Annotated in this window: 22 protein-coding genes and 2 pseudogenes; 14 read left to right on the top strand and 10 right to left on the bottom strand. The window is 72.9% G+C overall.

All coding sequences use genetic code 11. The annotated features are described in order from the left end of the window. The first annotated feature begins 70 nt into the window (after window positions 1–70). From AB0F81_RS22235 to AB0F81_RS22225, 3 genes are read left to right on the top strand one after another with little or no spacing between them, the layout of a single operon-like run. Window positions 71–1,162 (top strand): Gfo/Idh/MocA family oxidoreductase, encoded by a 1,092-nt coding sequence (locus tag AB0F81_RS22235; protein ID WP_360200142.1) that lies wholly within the window; start codon window positions 71–73, stop codon window positions 1,160–1,162. Continuing rightward, complete coding sequence (locus tag AB0F81_RS22230) at window positions 1,159–2,076, top strand: PmoA family protein (RefSeq protein WP_360200140.1); 918 nt, start codon at window positions 1,159–1,161, stop codon at window positions 2,074–2,076. Before AB0F81_RS22235 ends, AB0F81_RS22230 begins: the two co-directional genes overlap by 4 nt. Then, the gene (locus AB0F81_RS22225) at window positions 2,073–2,786 is read left to right on the top strand and encodes a cupin domain-containing protein (protein WP_360200138.1); all 714 of its coding nucleotides are present in this window, start codon (window positions 2,073–2,075) and stop codon (window positions 2,784–2,786) included. Before AB0F81_RS22230 ends, AB0F81_RS22225 begins: the two co-directional genes overlap by 4 nt. Here the strand turns inward: AB0F81_RS22225 and AB0F81_RS22220 are convergent. From AB0F81_RS22220 to AB0F81_RS22210, 3 genes are read right to left on the bottom strand one after another with little or no spacing between them, the layout of a single operon-like run. Then, entirely contained in the window at window positions 2,755–3,849 is a 1,095-nt protein-coding gene (locus AB0F81_RS22220; RefSeq protein ID WP_360200136.1) for a glutamate--cysteine ligase, read from the bottom strand. The genes AB0F81_RS22225 and AB0F81_RS22220 overlap by 32 nt on opposite strands. Continuing rightward, window positions 3,846–4,814 (bottom strand): class I SAM-dependent methyltransferase, encoded by a 969-nt coding sequence (locus AB0F81_RS22215; RefSeq protein ID WP_360200134.1) that lies wholly within the window; start codon window positions 4,812–4,814, stop codon window positions 3,846–3,848. The genes AB0F81_RS22220 and AB0F81_RS22215 overlap by 4 nt, the downstream gene beginning before the upstream one ends. Continuing rightward, complete coding sequence (locus AB0F81_RS22210) at window positions 4,811–5,779, bottom strand: iron-containing redox enzyme family protein (RefSeq protein ID WP_360200132.1); 969 nt, start codon at window positions 5,777–5,779, stop codon at window positions 4,811–4,813. The genes AB0F81_RS22215 and AB0F81_RS22210 overlap by 4 nt, the downstream gene beginning before the upstream one ends. 75 nt (window positions 5,780–5,854) lie before the next feature. On the opposite strand from AB0F81_RS22210, the gene AB0F81_RS22205 reads away from it, so the two are divergent. Next, window positions 5,855–6,076, top strand: coding sequence for a CDGSH iron-sulfur domain-containing protein (locus tag AB0F81_RS22205; protein WP_360200130.1), 222 nt, complete (start codon window positions 5,855–5,857; stop codon window positions 6,074–6,076). A 30-nt stretch (window positions 6,077–6,106) separates the two neighbouring features. Continuing rightward, window positions 6,107–7,414 (top strand): EAL domain-containing protein, encoded by a 1,308-nt coding sequence (locus tag AB0F81_RS22200; RefSeq protein ID WP_360200128.1) that lies wholly within the window; start codon window positions 6,107–6,109, stop codon window positions 7,412–7,414. Window positions 7,415–7,727: 313 nt separating this feature from the next. Here the strand turns inward: AB0F81_RS22200 and AB0F81_RS22195 are convergent, their stop codons facing one another. Continuing rightward, entirely contained in the window at window positions 7,728–9,263 is a 1,536-nt protein-coding gene (locus AB0F81_RS22195; RefSeq protein WP_360200126.1) for an ATP-binding protein, read from the bottom strand. Window positions 9,264–9,341: 78 nt separating this feature from the next. Between AB0F81_RS22195 and AB0F81_RS22190 the strand changes: the two genes are divergently transcribed. Continuing rightward, window positions 9,342–9,704, top strand: coding sequence for a MerR family transcriptional regulator (locus AB0F81_RS22190; protein ID WP_360200124.1), 363 nt, complete (start codon window positions 9,342–9,344; stop codon window positions 9,702–9,704). 35 nt (window positions 9,705–9,739) lie between these two features. Then, window positions 9,740–10,720 carry a zinc-binding dehydrogenase gene (locus tag AB0F81_RS22185; protein WP_360200122.1) on the top strand — a complete coding sequence of 327 codons (981 nt, stop codon included), beginning with the start codon at window positions 9,740–9,742 and terminating at the stop codon, window positions 10,718–10,720. Window positions 10,721–10,722: 2 nt separating this feature from the next. Here the strand turns inward: AB0F81_RS22185 and sodN are convergent, their stop codons facing one another. Together sodN and AB0F81_RS22175 are read right to left on the bottom strand one after the other, a co-directional pair. Continuing rightward, window positions 10,723–11,127 carry a superoxide dismutase, Ni gene (gene sodN / locus AB0F81_RS22180; RefSeq protein WP_360200120.1) on the bottom strand — a complete coding sequence of 135 codons (405 nt, stop codon included), beginning with the start codon at window positions 11,125–11,127 and terminating at the stop codon, window positions 10,723–10,725. Beyond that, window positions 11,124–11,624: a flavin reductase family protein gene (locus tag AB0F81_RS22175; RefSeq protein WP_360200118.1), complete on the bottom strand. Its 501-nt coding sequence runs from the start codon at window positions 11,622–11,624 to the stop codon at window positions 11,124–11,126. Before AB0F81_RS22175 ends, sodN begins: the two co-directional genes overlap by 4 nt. Window positions 11,625–11,728: 104 nt before the next feature. Here AB0F81_RS22175 and AB0F81_RS22170 point away from each other — a divergent pair, with 104 nt between their 5' ends. The 3 genes from AB0F81_RS22170 (at window position 11,729) to AB0F81_RS22160 (ending at window position 15,861) form a co-directional block, all read left to right on the top strand. Next, window positions 11,729–13,147: a WGR domain-containing protein gene (locus AB0F81_RS22170; protein ID WP_360200116.1), complete on the top strand. Its 1,419-nt coding sequence runs from the start codon at window positions 11,729–11,731 to the stop codon at window positions 13,145–13,147. A 127-nt stretch (window positions 13,148–13,274) separates the two neighbouring features. Beyond that, window positions 13,275–15,110, top strand: a complete 1,836-nt coding sequence (locus AB0F81_RS22165; protein WP_360200114.1) for a carbohydrate-binding module family 20 domain-containing protein — start codon at window positions 13,275–13,277, stop codon at window positions 15,108–15,110. Window positions 15,111–15,201: 91 nt separating this feature from the next. Further along, the gene (locus tag AB0F81_RS22160; RefSeq protein ID WP_360200112.1) at window positions 15,202–15,861 is read left to right on the top strand and encodes a glycosyltransferase family 2 protein; all 660 of its coding nucleotides are present in this window, start codon (window positions 15,202–15,204) and stop codon (window positions 15,859–15,861) included. Here the strand turns inward: AB0F81_RS22160 and AB0F81_RS22155 are convergent. Then, window positions 15,843–16,832 (bottom strand): AraC family transcriptional regulator, encoded by a 990-nt coding sequence (locus AB0F81_RS22155; RefSeq protein ID WP_360200110.1) that lies wholly within the window; start codon window positions 16,830–16,832, stop codon window positions 15,843–15,845. The two genes, AB0F81_RS22160 and AB0F81_RS22155, sit on opposite strands and share 19 nt — an antisense overlap. A gap of 153 nt (window positions 16,833–16,985) precedes the next feature. Here AB0F81_RS22155 and AB0F81_RS22150 point away from each other — a divergent pair, with 153 nt between their 5' ends. Further along, window positions 16,986–17,357, top strand: a complete 372-nt coding sequence (locus AB0F81_RS22150) for an HPF/RaiA family ribosome-associated protein (RefSeq protein ID WP_360200108.1) — start codon at window positions 16,986–16,988, stop codon at window positions 17,355–17,357. Between the two features lie 136 nt (window positions 17,358–17,493). After that, a complete protein-coding gene (gene purU / locus AB0F81_RS22145; RefSeq protein WP_360200106.1) occupies window positions 17,494–18,402 on the top strand; it encodes a formyltetrahydrofolate deformylase in 909 nt (302 codons plus the stop codon). A 47-nt stretch (window positions 18,403–18,449) separates the two neighbouring features. Here purU and AB0F81_RS22140 read toward each other — a convergent pair whose 3' ends face one another. From AB0F81_RS22140 to AB0F81_RS22130, 3 genes are read right to left on the bottom strand one after another with little or no spacing between them, the layout of a single operon-like run. After that, window positions 18,450–19,253, bottom strand: a complete 804-nt coding sequence (locus tag AB0F81_RS22140) for an ABC transporter permease (RefSeq protein WP_360200104.1) — start codon at window positions 19,251–19,253, stop codon at window positions 18,450–18,452. Further along, entirely contained in the window at window positions 19,250–20,758 is a 1,509-nt protein-coding gene (locus AB0F81_RS22135) for an ABC transporter permease subunit (RefSeq protein ID WP_360200102.1), read from the bottom strand. The genes AB0F81_RS22140 and AB0F81_RS22135 overlap by 4 nt, the downstream gene beginning before the upstream one ends. Continuing rightward, entirely contained in the window at window positions 20,758–21,675 is a 918-nt protein-coding gene (locus AB0F81_RS22130) for an ATP-binding cassette domain-containing protein (protein ID WP_360200100.1), read from the bottom strand. The genes AB0F81_RS22135 and AB0F81_RS22130 overlap by 1 nt, the downstream gene beginning before the upstream one ends. A gap of 134 nt (window positions 21,676–21,809) precedes the next feature. On the opposite strand from AB0F81_RS22130, the pseudogene AB0F81_RS22125 reads away from it, so the two are divergent. Both AB0F81_RS22125 and AB0F81_RS22120 read left to right on the top strand, forming a co-directional pair. Further along, window positions 21,810–22,772 (top strand): annotated as a pseudogene (locus AB0F81_RS22125) (histidine kinase); the annotation flags it as partial. 7 nt (window positions 22,773–22,779) lie between these two features. Continuing rightward, a pseudogene (locus AB0F81_RS22120) lies at window positions 22,780–22,861 on the top strand (short-chain dehydrogenase); the annotation flags it as partial.

Raw genomic sequence — 22,861 nt, 5'->3', positions numbered from 1 at the left:
TGACCGCCGACCAGTGCTGCTGGACGATGAAGGAAAGCGCTTTCCTGCACCTGCGAGGAGCTACGGAAGCATGTCTGACCCCCGATATCGCGCGGCCGTCGTCGGCACCGGCGCCATCGCCGCGGCGCACGCCCAGGCCATCCAGGACCACCCCGACCGGGTACGGCTGACCGCGGTCGCCGACCTCGACGCCGATCGTGCGCGCACGTTCGCCGAGGCCTGGCACGCGCCGGCCGTGGCCACCGACCTGACCGCCCTGCTGGCCGGCGGCGAGCTCGACCTCGTCCATCTCTGCACCCCGCCGTCGACGCACGCGCCGCTCGCCCGGCAGTGCCTGGAGGCCGGCGTGCACGTGCTCGTCGAGAAACCGCCGACGCTGTCGCTGGCCGAGCTGGACGAGCTCGCCGAGGTGTCCCGCGACACCGGCGCGCACGTGGCGACCGTGTTCCAGCACCGGTTCGGCGCCGGGGCGGTGCGGCTGCGGGCGATGACCGCGGCCGGCGAGCTCGGCCGCCCGCTGCTCGCCACCTGCGAGACCCAGTGGTTCCGCGACGCCGCCTACTTCGCGGTGCCGTGGCGCGGCCGATGGGAGACCGAGGGCGGCGGGCCGACCATGGGCCACGGCATCCACCAGTTCGACCTGCTGCTGTCGGTGCTCGGCCCGTGGGAGCAGGTCACCGCGGTCGCCGCCCGCCGCGATCGGCAGGTGGACACCGAGGACGTGTCGATGGCGATCGTGACCTTCGCCGACGGCGCCGTCGCCTCGGTGGTCAACTCGGTGGTCTCGCCACGGCAGACGTCGCGCCTGCGGTTCGACTACGAGCACGCCACCGTCGAACTGGACCACCTCTACGGCTACACCGACGCCGACTGGACCGTCACCCCGGCGCCCGGCCACGAGATCCGCTGGGAGCCGGATCCCGGCAGCCCGGTGAGCGGCCATGGCGGGCAGCTCAGCGCGGTGCTCGACGCCCTCGACACCGGCGCCCCGCCGCCGGTCACCCTCGACGAGACGAGACGGACCATGGAGTTCATCGCCGCCCTCTACGCCTCGGCGTTCACCGGTGCGCCGGTGCGCCGCGGCGAGATCGGCCCGGACAGCCCGTTCGCCGCCCGGATGAACGGGACCGGCGCGCCGTGGGAGGCGGTGCGTGCCCGATGAGGGTCGACCACACACTCGGCAGCTCGGTCACCGTCTCGGACGGCGACGTCCCCCTCTTCACGTACGTCTACTGCCCGGACACTCCGCAACGGGAGTCGCCGAAGCCCTACCTGCACCCGATCCGGACCCGCAGCGGTGAGCTGGTGTCGCTCTACCGTCCGCACGACCACGTCTGGCACAAGGGGATCGCCTGGTCGCTGCCGCACGTCGGTGAGCACAACTTCTGGGGCGGGCCGACCTATGTGCACGGCCGGTTCTACGTGCAGCTCGACAACAACGGCAGCGCCACCCACCGGGCGATGACCGAGCTGTCCGTCACCGGCGACGGCGCGACGCTGCGCCACGAGCTGGACTGGACCTCGCAGCGGGGCGCGCCGGTCCTCACCGAGCGGCGCGCGCTGACCGCCGCCCTGGCCGGCGACACCGCCTGGACGCTGATGTTCGAGACCGAGATGACCAACGTGTCCGGCGGCGCCCTCGCGTTCGGCTCGCCGACCACCAAGGGGCGGGAGAACGCCGGTTACGGCGGGCTCTTCTGGCGCGGGCCGCGCTCGTTCACCGGCGGCGTCGTCCAGTCGCCCGACGGCACCGGCGCCGACGACCTGCGTGGCAAGCGTGCCGAGTGGTTCGCCTTCCGCGGCCGCCACGACGGGACCGACACCGCGTCCACCGTCGTGATCGTCGACGACACCGCGAACCCGCACCACCCGCCGCAGTGGTTCACCCGCAGCGAGGAGTTCGCCTGCCTGAACCCGGCGCCGTTCTTCAGCGAGGAACTCGACCTGCCCGACGGACAGAGCCTCGCCTTCCGGTACGCGGTCGTCATCGCCTCCGGGGACCACGGCGAGTTCGGTACCCGTACCCTCGCCGAACGTGGCCGGGACGTGCTCAGCGCAAGCGAGAAGCGCTGGTGAGCGCCGTGTCCTTTCCCGGCGGCACCTCGGTGACGCGGCTGACGGTCTATCCGGACGCCTGCGCCGCGGACGGCCTGGCCGGCGGCACCCCGCACGTGCATCTGGCCTCGACCGAGGCCTACGTCGTGGTCGGCGGGGCCGGTGAGCTGCACACCCTGGATCCCTCCGGGCACCGGGTGACGCCGCTCGCCGAGGGGTCGACGGTGTGGTTCACCCCGGGCACGATCCACCGCGCGGTCAACCACGGTCACCTGCGGGTCGTCGTGGTGATGTCGAACGCCGGGCTGCCCGAGGCGGGCGATGCCGTGATGACGTTCCCGCCGTCGGTGCTCGCCGAGCCGGACAGCTACCGGGAGGCGGTGGCGCTGCCCGTGCCGCAGCGCCGGGAGCTGGCCGTCGCGGGCTTCCTGCGGCTGGCCGCCGACCCGGCGCTGCTGGACGGGTTCTACGAGCAGGCGGTGGCGCTGGTCCGCCCGGCCGTGGACGGGTGGCGCGAGCTGTGGCGCTCCACCGTGGAGGCGGAAACCCGGCGCACGGAAGCGCTGCTCCAGGCGTTGAGCGGCGGCGACGGCTCGCATCTGCGGGAGGCGGCCCAGTACGCGTCGCCGCAGAGCCCTGCCGAGCGGCCCGGCATGTGCGGGCGCCTGCGGACGCACGACGTGCTGCATCCCGTCGCGCTCAACGGACCGTCTGCCGGGCCAGCTCGGTGAGCGTCGCCGGCAGGGAACCGGTGCGGACGTAGGTCTCCCGCTGGCGGCGCGCGCCGGTGCCCCCGGCGCGGAGCCGGTCCAGCCCGGCGTGCACCAGGTCCAGGTCGCCGTGCCGGTCCAGCGCGGGGGTGATCGCCTCGACGAGATCCGTGACCAGGTCCCACGCCGGTCGCGGCTCCCGCCGGCCCAGGTCGAGCAGGGTGCCGTCGAGGCCCTGGTGGGCCGCGTTCCAGTGGGCCGCCCGCAGCAGGCCGTCCGGCACGTCGGGCGCGGGCCGCCCGGCGGCGACGGCCTCGGTGGCGGTGGCGACCAGGGCCCGGACCAGGCCGGTGAGCAGCACGGTGTCGTCGACGCTCAGGCAGACGTCGGCCACCCGCACCTCCAGCGTGGGATAGCGGGACGACGGGCGCGCGTACCAGAGCACCAGGTTCTCGTCGAGCATCGCGCCCGAGTCGACCAGCAGCCGGACCGTGCGGTCGAAGTCGGCGGCGGAGGCGAACGCCGGCGCCGGTCCCAGCGTCGGCCAGCGGTCCAGCTGCATGGACCGCCAGCTCGCGTGGCCGGTGTCGGCGCCCGCGTGGAACGGTGAGTTCACGCTGAGGGCCTGCACCACCGGCAGCCAGGCCCGCAGGTGGTTGCCGGCCAGGACGGCCAGCTCCCGGTCGGCCACACCGACGTGGATGTGGCAGCCGCACACCGCCGGATCCCGCACGATCGGGCCGTAATGGTCGGCGATCGCCCGGTAACGCGGCACGTCCGCGACGGTCAGCCGCGGCTCGGCGACCGGGGTGGCGCCCACCGCGACCAGGCAGCAGCCCGCGGCGCCGGCCGCCTCGGAAGCGGCCCGCCGGTGCCGGCGCAGGTGCTCCCCGACCTCGGCGAGGCCGGTGCAGACCGGGGTGACCATCTCGACCATGCTGAGCCGGAACTCCGGCCGGCTCTGCTCCCGCAGACCGGCCGGCAGCGCGTCCAGCACCGCGCCGGCGGCCGGCACGTTCTCCCCGGTCGCCGGGTCGAGCAGGAGGAACTCCTCCTCGACACCGACCGTCGGCGCCCCGGTCACCGGGCCGGCCGGGTGGCGGTCAGCACGACCACGGCGATGCGTTCGGCGTGCGCGTACGCCGTCCCGTCCAGTTCCTCGCCGTAGACGTCCGGGTCCACCTCCCGGTATGACCAGCGCAGATCGCTGCCGGCCAGGCACTCGGCGGCGGCCGCCCGCAGCGGATCGTCACCGTCGACGATGCCGGTGCCGCTGAACAGCACCAGCGAACCGCCCGGGGCGAGCCGCTCCCGCGCCGCGCCGAGAATCGCCAGGGACAGCTCGTAGCCGTGCGACCCGCCGTCCCGGTACGCCCGACCGGCCGGGTCGATCATGAACGGCGGGTTGGAGATGATCAGGTCGAAGTCGCCGTCGACGCCGGAGAGCAGGTCGCTGTGGCACGGCTGGACCGTGCGCACCCCGGCGAGGGCGGTGTTGACGCCGGCATATCGCAGAGCCATCGGGTTGATGTCGACAGCCAGCACCTCCGCCTCCGGCGCCCGCTTCGCGACCGTGATCGCCCCGGCGCCGGTGCCGCAGCCGATGTCCACCGCCCTGCGCACCGGCTGCTCACGGGCCGCCAGGCAGGCCGCCGCGGCGTCCGCCATCCGGTAGGTGTCCGGGCCGAAGAAGACCGAATTCTCGTCGTCCGTCGGGAAGGCGGAGTGCACGAACAGCTCCCCGTCATAGCTGGAGAACCGGACCCGGCTGCGCCACTCGTCCCCGGACCGGTCGAGCACGCCCGCCTCGTCCATCACCGTCACGATCGAGTCCGGCAGCACGCCGGGGCCGAACGGGCGGCTCCAGCCGAAGACGTCCCGCGGGCCGCGGGCGCGGGCGTTGGCCGGGCGCCGGTTGACCCGCGCGTGGGTGGCCGGAGTGACCGTGGTGAAGCGGTAACCGTCGGCCTTCAGCCGCCGGCCGAGCTCCACCAGCGCGGTGTCGGCGGCGGTCAGCTCGGGGCGGGTCGCGGTCTGCTCGACGGTCATGCGGCGACCTCCGCCGGGCGGCGGGCCGCCCAGTCCGCGAGCAGGCCCTGCGCCCAGCGGGCGTCCAGGGCCAGCGCGCACCGGGCGCCGAACAGCACGTCACCGGCCAGGTCCGGTTCGGCCCGGGCGAAGGCGCCGGCCAGATCGTACGCGGCGATCTGCTCGTGCACCGCGTCCGCCTCCACGTGCTCGTCGTAGAAGGCCGTGGCGGACGGATCGCCGCCGAGCCGGCGCAGGCCGTTGCCGTACCCGCGGTTCGGCTGCGTCGAGGTCATCTCGTAGGCGGCCAGGTGACCGATCAGCGCGCCCCGGCGGCGGCGGTGCAGGCCGAACAGCGACATCAGGTTGTTCGTGGCGAGCGTCGCGGCGCCGGCCGAGTCCACGTACGCGCCGTACGTCAGATCCAGGTCGAACCAGCGCATCGTCTGCTTGAACAGCTCCTGGTGCATGCGGGGGGTGACGCCGCCGCCGTACTCGTCCAGCTGGATCTCGATCAGGGCGGCCTTCGGGTCACCGGCCAGGCGCGGGATCGCCCAGGTGTGCGGATCCGCCTCCCGCAGGTGGTAGACGGAGCGGTGCATGACGAATTCGCGGAACTCGTCGTACGACGCGCGGGCCCGCAGATATCCGGAGAGCGACGGGCCGTCGTCGGCGTCCGCGATCTCCCGCAGACGGGCCGGCACCGTCTCCGGTTCGACCGGCTCCGGGGCGCCGACCAGCGCGTACAGATCGGTCTCGAACTGCTTCTCGGCGGCGGCGCGCAGCCGCAGCATCCCGGGATCCCACTCCCAGGAGTCGTCCACCCCGTCCCAGCCGCGGTAGGCGAATTCGTAGCAGACGAAAAGGGTGAGGTGCAGATCCTCCTCGTCGAAGGTGAGCGGCGGTGACGGCAGGGCGCCACCCTTCCCGCTGAGGACGTCGATCAACGCGGCCGACATCGGCCCCCGGGCGGCAGGAAGTTTCATGCTGCGCAGGCTTCCCCGCCGAACCGGCCGCAAACGATCTGTTTCTCACCCGTGACGTGGGGGAACAGGAAGATCGTGTCCGCCTCCATCGTTCCCTACGAGGACGGCCCGCTGATCGTGCGGGGCGACTTCGAACTGCACACGCCCGACGGCGAGCCGATCGACCCCGGCCGCGGAACCATCGCCCTGTGCCGCTGCGGCCGCTCGGCGACCAAGCCGTTCTGTGACGGCACCCACAAGGCTGTCCGTTTCCGTGCGCCCAGCGATCGGCAGACGCCGAGCCCGCGGAAACCTTGACCGCCGGGCGCGGCGGTCGATGATATGTCGGTGCAGCACATCCATGACCTGCTCGACCTGCGTGCCGTCACCCCGGTCTTCCAGCCGCTGATCGACCTGGCCACCGGCCGGGTCCTCGGCTACGAGGCCCTGAGCCGAGGCCCGGCCGGCACACCCTGGGAGTTCCCGGGCGCGCTGTTCGCCGCGGCCCGCGAGGTCGGCCGCGAAGCCGAACTCGACTGGATCTGCCGCGCCGTCGCCTACCGCGCGGCGCTCGCCGCCGGCTTCGGCCCGGACCTGACGCTCTTCGTCAACATGGAACCCACCGCGTGGCGTTCCGGCTGCCCCGCCGACCTGGAGCCGATCGTCGACCAGGCCCGCACCCGCCTGCGGGTGGTCACCGAGATGACCGAGCGGGCCATCGCCGCCGACCCCGCCGCGCTGCTCTCCGCCGCCGAGAACTGCCGCGAAGCCGGTTGGGGAGTCGCCCTCGACGACGTCGGCGCGGACCCGATGTCGCTCGCGCTGATGCCGTTCGTCCACCCCGACGTGGTCAAGCTCGACATGGGCCTGCTGCGCGCCCCCGACGACCCGGCGACCGCCCGGGTGGTCGCGGCGGTCTCGGCGTATGCCGAGGCCAGCGGCGCGGTGGTGCTGGCCGAAGGCATCGAGACCACCCACCACCTGGCGGTGGCGCACACCATGGGCGCAACGGTCGGCCAGGGCTGGCACTTCGGCCGCCCGGCCCCCTTGCCGTCCCCGCTGCCTCCCCTCGCGCCGCCGTCTGCCGCCGGCGGGCTGCCGCATGCCGCGCTGCCCAGCCTCGTCCCGGCCGGAGCGCCTTTGCCGCTGCTGCCCGCGCCGGCCTCCAGCAACCGCACCCCGTTCGAGATCGTCAGTGCCGCTCGGCCGCTCGGGCGTGCCACGAAAGCTCAGCTCATGCCGCTGAGCCGGCACCTGGAAGCCCTCGCCGGCACCGGCCCGGAACCGCCCGTCCTGCTCGCCTGCTTCCAGGAGGCGCAGCACTTCACCGCGCGCACCGCAGTCCGCTTCGAACGGGTCGCCGCACACAGCCCGCTGGTCGCCGCCCTCGGCGTGGGCCTCCCCGCCGAACCGGCCCCCGGCGTGCGCGGCGCCTGCCTCGGCGACGACCGCCTGCGCGGCGAATGGAACGTCATCGTCGTCGGTCCCCATCGCGCCGCCGCGCTGGTGGCCCGAGACCTCGGCGACGACGGCCCGGACGCCGAACGCCGCTTCGACTTCGCCATCACCCACGACCGCGCGCTGGTCGTCGAGGCGGCCCGCTCCCTGCTCCACCACCTGGCGCCGGTCGGGGTCCCCGCCCTGCTCGCCGCCTGACACCGCCGGCTTTCGCCCGCGATCATCCATTTCCCCGGCGTCTCCAGCGCGCCCTCCGGGTGATCACGCCGCTTCCCGGTACGAGTTCGGTGCGTGCCGTCGGATCAGGTGGTTCCCGCCTTCCCGCGCGACCACCTGCCCGGTCCGGGCCGTCCGGCGGCCGCCGGGCTCAAGCAGCCGGTCACCCGGGCCCGGCCGGCACCCACTCACGGCCGCAACGCCGCTCCGGGCGTTGATTGATGTGTGAGCGTCGGTTGGGCAGGCTCTGCGGTTGATCTTGTGCGTTTGAGCCTGCCGTGACCCCGAAGGCGGCTCAGAGGGCGGCGGCCGATGAGGCGGCGGCCGGGGCGGGCGCGGTCGGGGTGGGGCCGGGCAGAGTGAACGTGAGAGCGGCCCCCTCGGTGTAAGCGGGATCGAGCTCGATCGTCCCACCGTGATGCTCGACCACGCGCTTGCAGATCGCCAGGCCGATGCCGGTGCCGCTGTACTGGTCGCGGGGATGCAACCGCTGGAAGATCACGAAGATCTTCTCGGCGAACTGCGGGTCGATGCCGATGCCGTTGTCGCGGACGGTGAAGGTCCAGAGGCCGTCGGCGCCGGAGGCGGTGATCTCGACCTGTGGTGGGCGATCCGGGTGGCGGAATTTGATCGCGTTGCCGAGCAGGTTCTGCCACAGCATGGTCAGCAGGGTCAGGTCGCCGGGCACGGTGGGCAGCGGCGGGCGGATGATCCGCGCGCCGTTCTCCTCGATCCGGTTGGCCAGGGTCTGTTCGACCTGGTCGAGCACGTCGTTCAGGTCGACCGGGTGGTTGCCGTCGTAGACCCGGCCGATGCGGGAGAAGGACAGCAGGTCGTTGATCAGCCGCTGCATCCGGGTGGCGCCGTCGACGGCGAAGGAGATGTACTGCTGGGCGCGGTCGTCCAGCGCATCGGCGTAGCGGCGCTGCAGCATCTGGCAGAACGACGCCACCTTGCGCAGTGGCTCCTGCAGGTCGTGCGAGGCGACGTAGGCGAACTGCTCCAGGTCGGCGTTGGAGCGGCGCAGCTCCTCGTGGGCCTGCCGGCTGGTGACCAGCGCGTCGACCAGGCGGCCGCGCATCGCCTCGACGTCCTGTCCGAGTTCGGCCATGTCGGCGGGGCCGCTGGGGGTGAGCCGGTGTTCGAAGTCGCCGGCGGCGACCCGGCGGACCGCGGTGCCCAGTTCACCGAGCGGGCGCAGCACGACGACGCGCAGCAGCACGGCGATCGAGGCGACCGCGGCGAGCAACAGGACGGTCAGGCCGGCGAAGACCGTGTCGCGGCTGCGGCGGGAGCTGTCGAGCGCGGCGCGGCCCTCCTCCCGTTCGGCGATCAGCCGCTGGTCCAGGGCGGCGACCTGCCGCCGTACGGTCTCGAAGTCGTTCTCGCCGGTGCCGACCGGCGCCGTGCCGGTCCGGCGGCGGACGTCGATGAGCGGGTCGGCGGTGACGCTGCGCCACCTGGCGGCCTGGCTCTCCAGGTCGGCGAGCGCGGCCAGCAGGTCCGGCTCGCCGGCGAGCAGCCGGCGCATCCGCGCGGCGGCCGCCTGCTCGGCGACAACCCCGTCGGGGTACGGCCGCAGCAGCGCGTCCTGCCCGCTGAGCAGATAGCCGCGTACGCCGGAGGCCTGCTCCTGGAGTGCGGCGTCGAGCTCGACCACTGTGGTGCGTGCCGGGGAGATGCGGTCGGCGAGCCGGTTGGACACCGCGGTGGTGCGTGCCAGCGCCTCCGCGCCGAGCGCCGCGCCGCCCACGATCAGCACCGCCATGCCCACCAGCAGGACGGCGAACCAGCGCTGCGTTGTCCACCGCCCGGTGGGGTTCACACTCACATGCGCACGGTACTGGGAGATCGACCTGGTTGCCGGTCCGGCACGGGCGGTGGAACGCTTGCGCCGGAGGTGCGGGGGATGAGAATCGGTGAGCTGGCCCGGTTGACCGGGGTCAGCGTGCGCGCTTTGCGCCACTACGAGCAGGAGGGTTTGATCCGTCCCGAGCGCGGCGGCAACGGCTACCGCGAGTTCGGTGACGACGCGGTGGCCGCCGTCCGGCAGATCCGCGGGATGATCGAGAGTGGGCTGCCCACCCGGTTGATCCGCGAGATCCTGCCCTACCTGGACGGGCCCGGCGAGCTGCTGCCGCGGGAGCCGTGCGCCTACATGATCGGCGAGGTGGCCCGGCAGCGCGACCAGCTCGACGGCCGGATCGCCTGCCTGACCCGCGATCGCGACGCGCTCGACGCCTATCTGCGCGCGGCCCGGGAGCGCGCTTGACCCTGACGCAAGCGTCAGGCTTCTACCGTCCCGGCATGGGTACGATGCGAGCGCTGCGGCAGAACACTTCCGGCGGTCCCGGCGACCTGAGACTCGTCGAGGTCCCGGTGCCCGTGCCCGGTCCGGGCGAGCTCCTGGTCCGGGTCACCGCCGCCGGGGTCAATTTCGCCGACGTGATGCAGACACACGGCACCTACGCGGGTGGCCCGCGTCCGCCGTACCTCGCGGGGTTCGAGGCCGCGGGTGTGGTGGTGGGGCGCGGCGCCGGGGTGACCGGCTGGCCGCCCGGCGCGCATGTGATCGGCGCGGGTCGCGGCGCGTTCGCCGAGTTCATGACGATGCCCGCGGCCGAGGCGGCGGCGGTGCCGCCGGGCTGGGCCGACGAGCAGGCGCTGGGCCTGGTGCTGAACTGGGCCACCGCGCTGGCCGCGCTGCGGCCGCTGGGCCGGCTCGCCGCCGGCGAGAACGTGCTGATCCACGCCGCGGCCGGCGGTGTCGGCCAGGCCGCGGTGCGGATGGCGAAGCACTACGGCGCGACCGTGATCGCCGTCGCCTCCGCGGCCAAGCACCCGACGGTCCGTGCGCTCGGCGCCGACCACGTGCTGGAGCGGGACCGTCCCGGCCTGGCCGCCGAGGTGCGGCGGCTGACCGGCGGAGCGGGCGCCGACCTGGTCCTGGAGTCGGCGGGCGGTCCCGGATTCGCCGCGACGCTGGCGGCGACCCGGCGGGTGACCGGGCGGGTCGTCGTCTACGGGTTCGCCGCCGGCGCCGCCACGATCACCAGCCGCGACCTGGTCTTCGAGCATCCGGTCCAGGTGACCGGCCTGCACATCGGAACGCTGGCGCGGGCCGCGCCGGAGATGTTCGCCGGGCTGATGGCCGAGTTGCGGGCGTTGCGGGCGGCCGGGGTCCATCCGCCCGGCCGCCCGGTCGTTCACGACCTGGCCGAGGGCCCCCGGGTGCTGGCCGCGCTCGCGGCCGGCGAGACCACCGGGAAGCTGGCTCTGCGGCCCTGAGATCAGGCCTTCTTGGTCGCCCAGAAGATGTCGGTGATCTCCGCGATCTTGGCGAGCAGCCGGTCGGCGACCTCCGGGTCGGCCGAGCCCTTCGCGCCGCCGGCGCCGGCCAGCTTGGTGGCCTCGTTGAACAGGGTGTGCAGCTGCGGGTACTGCTCGAAGTGCGGCGCCTTGAAGTAGTCGGTCCACAGCACCCACAGGTGGTGCTTGACCAGCTCGGCCCGCTGCTCCTTGATGATCAGCGCACGAGTGCGGAACTCCGGGTCGTCGCTGGCCTGGTACTTCTCGCAGACCGCCTTGACCGACTCGGCCTCGATCCGCGCCTGGGCCGGGTCGTAGACGCCGCAGGGCAGGTCGCAGTGGGCGCTCACCACGGTGCGCGGGGTGAGGATGCGTCGCAGATTCATGTGTTCCGGATTCCTTCGGGATAGGTGATGAACTCGCGGTCGTGGTAGACGAGCCGGCCGTCGCAGGGTCCGAGCAGGACCTCGTGCACCGTTGCGACGACGACGGTCGACTCGCCGACCGGGACCAGGTGCAGGGGCGTGCCGCGCAGCGAGGCCACCGCGCCGGCCAGGATCGGCTCGCCGGTCGGCAGCAGATCCCACCCCTGGTCGGGGGTGAAGCGGGGCCGGCCGGCGCGGGCGAAGTCGTCCGCCAGCCGGGCGTGCCCGGCTCCCAGCAGGTTGACCACGAAGCTCGGCGCCTCGAGGATGCCCCGCGCGGACCGGCTGCCCAGCACCGAGAAGGACAGCGCGGGCGGGGCGACCGACACCGAGGCCACGCTGGAGGCGGTCAGCCCGACCGGCCCGTCCGGGGTCATCGCGGAGATCACCGCGACGCCGGCCGGATGACGGCGGAACGCGGATCGGAACCGTTCGCCGGTCTCGGTGTTGCTCAGCACGGGGCAAACCTAAAACCTCAACCGCGGTTGAGGTCAACGAAAAGTGTCGGACCCGACCGCTACGGTTCCCGGCAATCGATCCCCGTCGCGGAAAGGTGGCCACGATGCCGGCCGACGTCACATATCTCGAGCTCTCCGAAGACAGCGGGAGCGCGCACAAGTTCTACGAGGTGACCGTCGACGGGACGGAGCTGACCGTGCGTTACGGGCGGATCGGCGACCGGGGCCAGCTCAAGAAGTCCACCTTCACCACCAACGACAAGGCCAAGGCGGAGGCGGCGAAGAAGATCGGGGAGAAGGTCCGCAAGGGTTACGCGCCGGCCGTCCCCGGTGGCCGGCAGAAACGCTCGGTGTCCCGGCGGCAGATCGTCAGCACCCGCTCGACCGCGACCCGGGCGCCGATCCTGTGGCGTTACGCGTCGGGCAGCCCGGCGTTCGGCATCTTCGTCGACGACGACGTGTGCATGGTCGGCAACGAGAGCGGCCTGATCACCACGCTCAGCCACGACGCGCAGGTGCTGCAGCAGTTCCGGCTGCCCGACGGGGTGAAGTGCATCGTCGCCGACGACGACTGGATCTATGCCGGCTGCGACGACGGCAACGTCTACGACCTGTCCGGCAAGGTGCCCCGCCTGGCCTACCGGATCGCTCCCGAGATCGACATCTACTGGCTGGACATCCACGACGGCGTGCTGGGCGTCTCCGACGCGAGCGGCGGCATCTCGGCGATCGACCACGAGGACGAGTTCCTCTGGCAGCGCCCGGGCCGCGGCGCGGCGGCCTGGATGGTGCGGTGCGACGCGACCGCCGTGCACCACGGCAACCGGGCCGGCATCACCAGTTACGACTGGCGCACCGGCCGCGAGCTGTGGCACACCCGCACCGGCCCGGTGCTCTTCGGCTGGCAGGAGAGCAGCACGCTCTACGCCGGCACGTCCACCCGGCAGGTCGTCGAGCTGGGCAAGGACGGCGTGCAGCGGCAGACCTACCAGTGCGACGGCCCGGTCTTCTCGTGCGCCACCGCCGAGGACGGGCGTTATGTCTTCGCCGGCGACAGCGCGTCGTCGGTCTACTGCTTCGACGCGAACGGCACCCGGCTGTGGAAGCTGGGCACCGGCTGCGGCTCCGCCTATTCGATGCAATATCGCGACGAGCGCCTCTACATCGTCACCACGGACGGGTCGCTGGCCTGCATCGACGCGAGCGAGGCCGCGATCCGCGCGGCGGTGGACGGCACCGTGCCGGAGGCGCTCGACGTGAAGGCGCCGCCGCGGATGGCCGCGGTCGTGCCGTCCACCACGGTCGAGGTGGTGCACGACGTCTCCGACGGTGTGGTGGTCGAGTGCGTCGAGATCGGCGGCCGGTTGCGCATCCGGGTGGTGTCCTCCGGCTTCCATGACTGGCAGGTGCAGTTCCCCAAGGGCATCCGCGAGCGGGGCAGCCGTTACGTGGTCACCGGCCTGCGCGAGGCGAGCCGGGGCGGCTTCTACCGGGCTTACGGGGAGATCCGGCGCCTGGTCTGACGCCGACATCGACACTCTTGACGGGCCTCGGGGGTCTATCTATCTTTGTCGCAAGTATTTGCAGAAAGTTTCAAGACTGTTTCTGCAAGACGCCCCGCAGGTCCCCTTCCCCCGTCAGGAGATCGTTGTGGACGAACCCCTCCCGAACACCCATCCCCATCCCCATCCCCATCCCCGTCCCCGGCGCCGGAGCCGGCTCGCGACCGCGCTGGCGGCGACCACCCTCGCCGTCGGCCTGGGCGGCTTCGGCGTCGCCTCGGTCGTCACCGGCCCCGACGCGCTCGCCGCCCCGCCGGGCGGCAAAGACGTCACCGCGGTGATGTTCGAGTGGTCCTTCGCCTCGGTGGCACGCGAGTGCACCACCACCCTCGGCCCGCTGGGCTACGGGTTCGTGCAGGTCTCGCCCCCGCAGGAGCACATCCAAGGCAGCCAGTGGTGGACGTCGTACCAGCCGGTGTCCTACACGATCGGTGGCCGGCTCGGTAACCGGGCGGCGTTCACCAACATGGTGAACACCTGCCACGCGGCCGGCGTGAAGGTCGTCGTGGACACCGTGATCAACCACATGAGCGCGGGCTCCGGCACCGGCACCGCCGGCACGGCGTATTCCAAGTACAACTACCCCGGGCTGTACTCCGACGCCGACTTCCACTCCTGCCGGTCGGCGATCAACGACTACACGAACCGCTCCAACGTGCAGGACTGCGAGCTGGTCAACCTCTCCGACCTCAACACCGGCAGCGACTACGTGCGCGGCAGGATCGCCGGCTACATGAACGATCTCGCCTCGCTCGGGGTCGACGGGTTCCGCATCGACGCCGCCAAGCACATGTCCGCGGCCGACCTGGCCGGCATCAAGTCCAAGCTGTCCAACACCGGGGCGTTCTGGAAGCAGGAGGTCATCTTCGGCGCCGGCGAGGCCGTCCAGCCGACGGAGTACACGGGCACCGGCGACGTGCAGGAGTTCCGCTTCGCTCGTGACCTCAAGCGGGTCTTCCTCAACGAGAACCTCGCCTACCTGAGCAACTTCGGCACGGCGTGGGGTTACCTGCCGAGCAACCAGGCCGGCGTGTTCGTGGACAACCACGACACCGAGCGCGGCGGCGACACGCTCAGCTACAAGAACGGCTCGGCCTACACGCTCGCCCAGGTCTTCACCCTCGCCTGGCCGTACGGCGCTCCCGACGTCAACTCCGGCTACGAGTTCAGCGGCCACGACCAGGGCCCGCCGAACAACGGCACGGTCAACGCCTGCTACACCGACGGCTGGAAATGCCAGCACGCCTGGCGGCAGATCGGCAACATGGTCGGCTTCCGCAACGCGGTCTCCGGCACCGCGGTCACCAACTGGTGGACCAACGGCGGCGACCAGATCGCCTTCGGCCGCGGCAGCAAGGGCTACGTGGCGATCAACCACGAGGGCAGCTCGCTGACCCGCACCTTCCAGACCTCGCTGCCCGCCGGCACCTACTGCGACGTGCAGCACGGCGACCCGACCCCGGGTGGCGGGTGCACCGGGACGACGTACGCCGTCAACGCGGCGGGCCAGTTCACCGCGACGATCCCGGCCGGTGACGCCGTCGCCCTCTACGTCGGCGCCAGCGGCACCACCCCGGCCACCTCGGCTCCGGCGTCGCCGTCGCCGAGCCCGTCCGTCACCAGCAGCACTGCCTCCGGCGCGTCGTTCGGGGTCAACGCCGCCACCAGCTTCGGGCAGAACATCTTCGTCGTCGGCAACCAGGGCGCCCTCGGCAACTGGGCCCCGGCGAGCGCGGTGCCGCTGTCCGCGGCCGGCTACCCGGTCTGGACCGGCACGGTCTCGCTGCCGGCCGGCACCTCCTTCCAGTACAAGTACCTGCGCAAGAACACCGACGGCAGCGTCACCTGGGAGTCCGGCGCCAACCGGACCGCCACGGTCCCGGCGAGCGGCCGGGTCACCCTGAACGACACCTGGCGCAACTGACCGGTCCGGGCCCGCACCGCTGGTGCGGGCCCGCATCGATCGGCGTACGATCCCGCAGTCCGGCATGGTGATCGTGCGTGGGGAGCGGTTCTTGAGCGACAACACTGCACCGACGGTGAGCGTGGTGATCCCGGCGCTGAACGAGGCCCGCACCATCGCGCACCTGCTGGAGCGGCTCGGTCCCGAGGTCCAGGTGGTGCTCGTCGACGGCGGCTCGGTCGACCGGACGATCGAGGTGACGCTCCAGCACCGGCCGGACGCGACCGTGGTCCGGCCCACCCGCACCGGCAAGGGCAACGCACTGGCCTGCGGGTTCGCGGCCTGCACCGGCGACATCATCGCGGTGATCGACGCGGACGGCCCGGCCGGGATCGCACCCTTCGTCGCGGCGCTGACGGCCGGCGCCGACTGCGCCCGCGCCGCCCGGTCCGCCCGGCTGGGCAGCCTGCTGTCCGGCTCCCGCTGCACCGTGTTCTGGCGGCGGATCGTCCCGCTGCTGGAGCTGCCCGACCCGGCCCTGCCCCGGCCCGCCGACGGCGGTCCGGTGTGGGGCGACGGCCTCGAGGTGGAGACCCTGATCCACCTGCGGCTCGCCGCGGCCGGCGTCCGGGTGGCCGAGGTGGCGATGGCCGGCTCTCCGCTGGCGCGCCGCGGGAGCGCCCTGACCGCCGCCGCGCGTGGCCTGCGGACGATCGCCGTCGAGCAGATGCGGCAGCGCCGGCTGCGATCGGCTCAGTTGCGCAGCGTGTGACCGGGGGAGTGGCCGAACGCGTCGCGGTACTCGGCGGCGAACCGCCCCGGGTTCGGGAAACCCCACCGCCGGGCGATCACCGCGACCGTGTCGCCGCGGGACCGGTCGCCGCTCTGCAGGTCACGGTGGGCGCGCTCCATGCGTACCCGGCGCAGGTAGCCGGTGGGGGTGGTGTCGCGGTGCCGGGCGAATGCCGCCTGCAGGCCGCGCGCGCTCAGGCCGGCGGCCGTGGCGATGTCGTCGATGGTGATCGGCTCGGCGGCGTGCTCGTCGATGAACGCCACCGCGCGGCGCACCGCCCGCGGATCGATGCGGCCCGGCCCGGGCAGGTAACCGATCGTCATCGTGGTGTTCGGGAAGGCCGCGACCGCCGCGGCGGCGACCGCCTCCAGCGTGCTCTCGTGCACGAGTGGGTTGGCGATCACCGGCTCCGGCCCGGCGAAGGCGTGGCGCAGGTAGTCGACGGTGGCGAGCCAGTGCTGGTTCATGGCGGGGGAGACCGCGGCGATCCCGTCGAACCGGAAGACCGCCGGTTCCACCCCGAGCCGGGCGGCGACCCGCCGCACCACGGCCTGCGGCACCTGCGTGACGTGCAGCTCGGTGCGCTCCCAGGTCTCGTCGAAGCCCCGGTCCACGGGCGTCAGCAGGGCTTCGCCGGCGCCGCAGCGCACCAGCTCACGGCCGCTGTCGATGACGTAGCGCCCGCCGCTGAAGGCGCAGATGGTGATCTGCCGGCACGGTTCGGAGGTCACCTCGGCGCCGGTCCGGTACCTCAGCTCGCCGACGGTGAGGTCGGGAACGGTCGCGGTCACGGAGCGGAAGACGAAGTCCGGGGCCGGCTTGCGCAGCCGGACGATGTGCCCGATGTAGGTGCGGTTGAGGTAGTCGTGCGCCTCGGCGGCGTCGGTGGTCTCCAGGCCACCGCGCTGCACCGGCAGACTGCCGCTCGTTGGTGCGTCGCCCCCGTACACAGCGCGCACGCTATACCGCCGAATGTACGGATCGCACCGTAGTGGTCGTCCGTTCCGCCATCCGGGGTGGCAAAGCCGCCGCCCGGTCGAGGTTCCGAGTTGATCTGTGTGGGTACTACCTTCTCGTCCCGTTCGCCGGATCGAGGAGGTCTCATGAGCGCTGTCGCCAACCCCGCAACCGTGCAGGACTGCCTGCGGGTGGGCGCCGGTTTCTCGCAGGGTGATCGCGTCTGGATCGCCGAGCAGTGCGCGACCCTGGACGCCCGGCTCGCCGCGTTCCACGCCGACGCCACCGAGTTGGAGATCTCGGTGAAGGACCGCGGGGCCCGCGGTCAGAAGGTCACGCTGGAGTGCTGGATCAGTGGCCGCGACAAGGTCGTCACCACCTCGACCGAGGAGGACCTGCACGCCGCCGTCATGGACTGCCGCGACGATCTGCGCCGGCGCCTCAACGACGCGAAGACCCGGCAGGAGCCGCGGCACAACCGGCATCTGCGTGAGGTGCCGCCGCCGGCCGAGTCCTGAAGCGCCGCGACGCCTCCGGCAGCGCGCCGGGGGCGTCGTCGTGTTCAACTGAGTGGGAACGGCGGGCCCCGGCCGACTACCCTGCATCCTCGCACCGGAGCATGACCGGCGAGAACCTCAGGAAGGACGCCCGCACGTGACCCTGACCCAGCACGCCCCCGCACCGCACCGGCCCGCCGAGACCAGCACGGATCAGGCCGTCCTGATCGTGCACGGACGGGACCGGACCGGGATCGTGGCGGCGGTCAGCGCCGTGCTCGGCAAGCACGAGGCGAACATCGTGTCGCTCGACCAGCACTCGGACAACCCGCACGGTGGCGCGTTCTTCCAGCGCACGGTCTTCGGCCGGCCGGGGCTGAAGGCGGTGCTCCCGCAGATCGAGCACGACCTGCGGGAACGGCTCGCCGACGGGTTCGACCTGGAGTACACGCTGCGGGACCTGTCGGTGCCCCAGCGGGTGGCGATCTTCGCCTCCAAGGCCGACCACTGCCTGCTGGACCTGTTGTGGCGCCACCGCCGCGGCGAGCTGCCGATCAAGGTGGCGATGGTGATCTCCAACCACGCCGACACCGCGGACGAGGTGCGCTCGTTCGGCATCCCGTTCTTCCACGTGCCGTCGCCGGCCGGGCCGGACAAGTCCGCCGCCGAGGCCCAGCACCTGCGGCTGCTCGCCGGCAACGTCGACTTCATCGTGCTGGCCCGTTACATGCAGATCCTCTCCGGTGACTTCATCGAGCGGGTGGGCGTGCCGATCATCAACATCCACCACAGCTTCCTGCCCGCGTTCATCGGCGCCGGGCCGTACGCCAAGGCCAAGCAGCGCGGCGTCAAGCTGATCGGGGCGACCGCGCACTACGTCACCGAGGACCTGGACGAGGGCCCGATCATCGAGCAGGACGTGGTCCGGGTCAACCACGCGCACACCGTCGCCGAGCTGCAGCGCCGCGGCGCCGACGTGGAGCGGGCGGTGCTCTCCCGGGCGGTGCTGTGGCACAGCGAGGACCGGGTCATCCGGCACGGGAACCATACGATCGTCTTCCAGTAGGCCGGGTGAAGGCGATCCGTCGGCGACAGTGGGCCGGGTGAAGGCGATCAGTCGGCGACAGTGGGCCGGGTGAGCGCGATCAGTCCGGCGACGACCGCGGCTGCGGCGTAGAGGGACAGCACGCCCAGGCCGGCCCACGGCCCGATGGGCTGAGCCGCGAGGTCGCGGGTGGCCTGGACGGTCAGCCCGGCCTCCATCGGGGAGATCCGGTGCAGGCGCTGCTGCCACACCGGATCGTTGAGGAACGTGGCGACCACCGGCATCCCGTAGAGCAGCGCCAGCGCGACCGTCACCGCCCCGGCGGTGTCGCGCAGCAGCAGCCCGAGCCCGGAGCCCAGCACGGCGACCAGGACCAGGTAGATCACGGTGCCGACGGCCGCACGCCGGGTGAGGTCGTCGCCGAGCGAGACCGGCGGGAAGCCGTGGGCGGCGGTGAACCCGTTGCCGGGCAGCACCGTCCGGCCGGCCGCCAGGGATCCGGCCACGGCCAGGACCCCGGCGGCGCCGGCGAGGACCGCCGGGACCACGACCTTGCCGAGCAGCACGAGAAGCCGGCTCGGCACGGCGGTCAGTGTGGGCTGCATCGTCCGGGTGCTGTACTCCGCTGTCGTGGCCAGCACCGCGAGGACCAGGATCGCCACCTGGCCGAGGCGTACCGCGCCCAGGGACACCTGGGTGGTGTCGAGGGTGCAGGGTGTCCCGCAGCTCGGGTAGTCGAGCGATCCGGTGATCGCGAGGCTGGGGCCGGCCGTGCCGAGGACGCCGAGCAGCAGCAGCCACGCCGTGCTCGGCAGGGTCCGCAGCTTCGTCCACTCGGCCCGGATCGCCCGCACCGGCCGCGACGCGGTCACGAGTCCCGCTTCCGCAGCTGCCACCAGGCGAGCCCGAGGGCTCCCACGACCCAGGCCGCGACCACGGCGATCCCGGCCCACGGCCCGATCATGGCCCACGGCTCGGCGAGCGTGACCGCCGGCGGTTTCGCGCGCTGCGTGGCCAGGCCACCCGCCAGGGTGGTGTACAGCAGCCACTTCGGTGACGTGCCCGGCAGGATCATGCCGGCGATCAGGGGCAGCAGAACCAGCACGACGGTGATCGTGATGGCGGCCGCACTGTGCCGCAGCAGCATGCCGATCGCGAGCCCGACGACGGCGACCCCGGCCATGAAAACGGCGGTCAGGACGAGGGCCCGCAGCACCGCGCCGTCGGCGAGCGACGGCCGGGGGAAGGCCGGCAGGGTGAAGCCCTGGTCGCGGAGCACCGGCACGGCGACCAGGAACGATCCGACGGTGCCGACCAGCCCCACCAGAAAGGAGACGGCGCCCAGCACGACGGCCTTGGCGGCCAGCACCCGGCCGCGGCGCGGAGAGGCGGCGAGCGTGGTCCGGATCATGCCGTGGCGGTACTCGGAGGTGGCGAAGAGGACACCGACGGCGATGAGCGCCATGAGACCGGCGAGAGTGCCGATCAGTGCCGCGCTCACCATGTCGTCGTCCGGCGGGTGCGGACCGATCTTGCCGGAGCCGGTCACGGTGTAGGTGCTGCCGGTCACGACGACCCGGCCGTCGACCAGCGGCGCCTCCTTCTCACCGGAGCCGGTGGCCATCCGGATCGCGTCGCCCTGCCAGGCGCCGCCCGCGTCGAGGCTGACGTTGTCGAAGACGGCCTCGGTCTCGGTGGGCCGTGTGCCGACCGAGGAGCTGCCGCCGCCGCGGGTCGTGTACCGCGCCGGAGGCGAGGAGACGTAGAAGCCGATCTCGGCGGTGGCGGGCAGGGCCTTCGGAGTGGCGGTACCGATCTTTCGCCAGGTGACACCGTCGGCCGACTCGTACCCGGTGATCGTGGCGCCGGATCGCTGCAGCCGCAGCCAGCGTGCGGCACCGCCGGCGCTGCCCGGGCGGTCGCCGTCGAAGTCCCACTGCAGGCGTGCGCCGCGGCCGGCGGTGGACGACACCGAGGCGTACGAGGAGCCGGGCCGCGTACCGTCCTTGATCATGAGACCGGCGGCCGCCCCCGCGAACGGGCTGGGGTCGTCCAGCCGGCTCAGCTCCTCGGAGGCCATCCGCACGGTGCTCCGGTCCTCCTCGGTCGTCAGCGACGCCACCCGGACGGTGAGCGTGGCGTCACCGGTGACCGGCTGATGCACGAAGAAGAACTCGTCGGCCACCGGCTCACCCCGCGGCCCGGTCACGAAGTCGGGGAACCTGTTGACGTCGGTGCGGCTGCCGGACGCGGCCAGGTAACCGAGGCCGATGGTGAGCAGCACCGCGCTGACCAGGGTGACGAGCCACCGGCTCACCGACCGCAGTTTGATCCACTCGGCCAGCAACAGCCGCGGGAAGGACTCGTGGGCGGTCATCACCGCTGCTCCCCGGGGACGAACTCGATGGCGCCACGGGTCAGGTCCATGTAGGCCTCCTCCAGCGAGGCACGGTGCCGCCGCATCTCCGAGAACGGGATGCGGGCCTCACTGAGCAGCTGCGACGTCCGGTCGCCGGGCAGGCCCTCGACCACGACCGCGGTGGGCCCGGCGACGGTGACGGTCGCCCCGGCGTTGGCGAGCACGGCGGTGGCGTCGGCCCGCTGCGCGGTGGTGACCTCGACGCGGTCCTTCGACGCCGCGGCGAGCAGCGCGGCCACGCTGGTGTCGGCGATCAGCCGGCCCCGGCCGACCGCGATCAGGTGGTCGGCGGTGCCCTCCAGCTCGCTCATCAGGTGGCTGGAGACCAGCACGGCCCGGCCCTCGGCGGCCAGCGCCCGCATCATGTCGCGGATCCAGACGATGCCGTCCGGGTCGAGCCCGTTGACCGGCTCGTCGAAGAGCAGCACCGGCGGGTCGCCGAGCAGCGCCGCGGCGATCCCCAGCCGCTGCCGCATGCCCAGGGAGAAACCCCCGGTGCGGCGGCGTGCGGCGGAGGCCAGGCCGACCAGGTCGAGCACCTCGCTCACCCGGCCCTTGGGGATGCCGTTGCTGTGCGCCATCCAGAGCAGATGGTCCCGGGCCTTGCGGCCCGGGTGCAGCGCCGAGGCGTCCAGCACCGCGCCGACCTGGGTCAACGGGGTGCGCAGCGACCGGTACGGCCGGCCGCCGACCAGCGCCGTGCCCTCGTCGGGGGTGTCCAGGCCGAGGATCAGCCGCATCGTCGTCGACTTGCCGGCGCCGTTGGGCCCGACGAAGCCGGTGACCTCGCCGGCCCGGACGGTGAACGACAGCCCGTCCACCGCGACGGTCGTGCGGTAGCGCTTGCGGAGTGCGCGTACCTCGATGGGTTCCATGCAGGCACGCTACGAGCGCGGCGGGTCCCGGCGCGTCCCGGCGCAGTGGCATTTCCACCCGGCGTTCCCTCCCCCCGGTGGGGGAGCAGGCCTCCCTGCCGAGGAGGACGACACCGGTGTTCGGGACGGTCACAATGACAGGCGTGAACGTGCGGCCAGCCGTGGCGACGGCGGTCCTCGGTGCCGTCGCGGTGGCCGAGGCGGTCGCTCGTGCGTACGAGCGGGGGCCCACCGCGATCGCGACCCTGGTCGCGCTGCTCGCTGTCGTCCCGCTCGCCCTGATGCGCCTCTGGCCCGTGACAGCGGCCGTGCTGTCTGTCGCGGCGATCCTGTCCGGCCTGCTGGCCGCCTATCCGGTCACCGCTGCCGGTGTCGTCGCGCTGGCCGTGCTCGGCGCGCACGCCGCCCGCTGCCGTCCACTCTGGGCGGCGTCCGCCCCGCTGGGGCCGATCGCGCTGTACGCGGTGGTGGTCCCGCAGCCCGGCGTCCTCGTGCCGGCTGCCGTCGCGGCGGCGGCGATCGCCGCCGGCACCACGCTGCGGCTGCGCGACGAGCACCGCCGGCACCGGGCCACCGCCCAGCACGCCGCCGCGTCGCTGCTGGAGCACGCCGCCCGCGGCGAACGGGCCCGCATCGCCCGGGAACTGCACGACGTCGTCGCGCACCACATCACCACGATCGCCCTGCAGGCTGAGGCGGCCCGGCTCGCCACTCCGGGGCTGCCGCCGGACGGCGCGCGCCGCCTGATCGCGATCGGGGACACCGCGCGGACCGCGCTGACCGAGATGCGCCGGCTGCTCGGGGTGCTCCGGGAAGACGCCGACGCCGGACCGGCACTCTCCCCGCAGCCCGCGTTGCGTCAGCTCAACACGCTGCTCGACGAGGTCCGGGACACGACGGCCGGCAGCGGCGTCCGGCTGATCGTCAGCGGCCCGGTCCAGCCGCTCGACCCCGGCATCGAGCTGACCGCCTATCGCATCGTGCAGGAGGCGGTGACCAACGCCCGCCGGCACGCGGTCGGCGCGGCGGTCGACGTCGAGCTGCGGTACAGCGGCGACGACCTGGTCGTGCGGGTCTACGACAACGGTCCCGGCCCGGCGCCCCCTGCTCGGTGCGGCCACCTCACAGATCGCCTACACCGCCAGCAAGGGCGGGGTGCTCGCGATGACCCGGGAGCTGGGTGTCC

The organism is Actinoplanes sp. NPDC024001, assembly GCF_040638955.1.
Lineage (GTDB): Bacteria > Actinomycetota > Actinomycetes > Mycobacteriales > Micromonosporaceae > Actinoplanes.
Note: the sequence above shows the minus strand (reverse complement) of the source record. Positions and strands in the feature narration are given on the sequence as shown.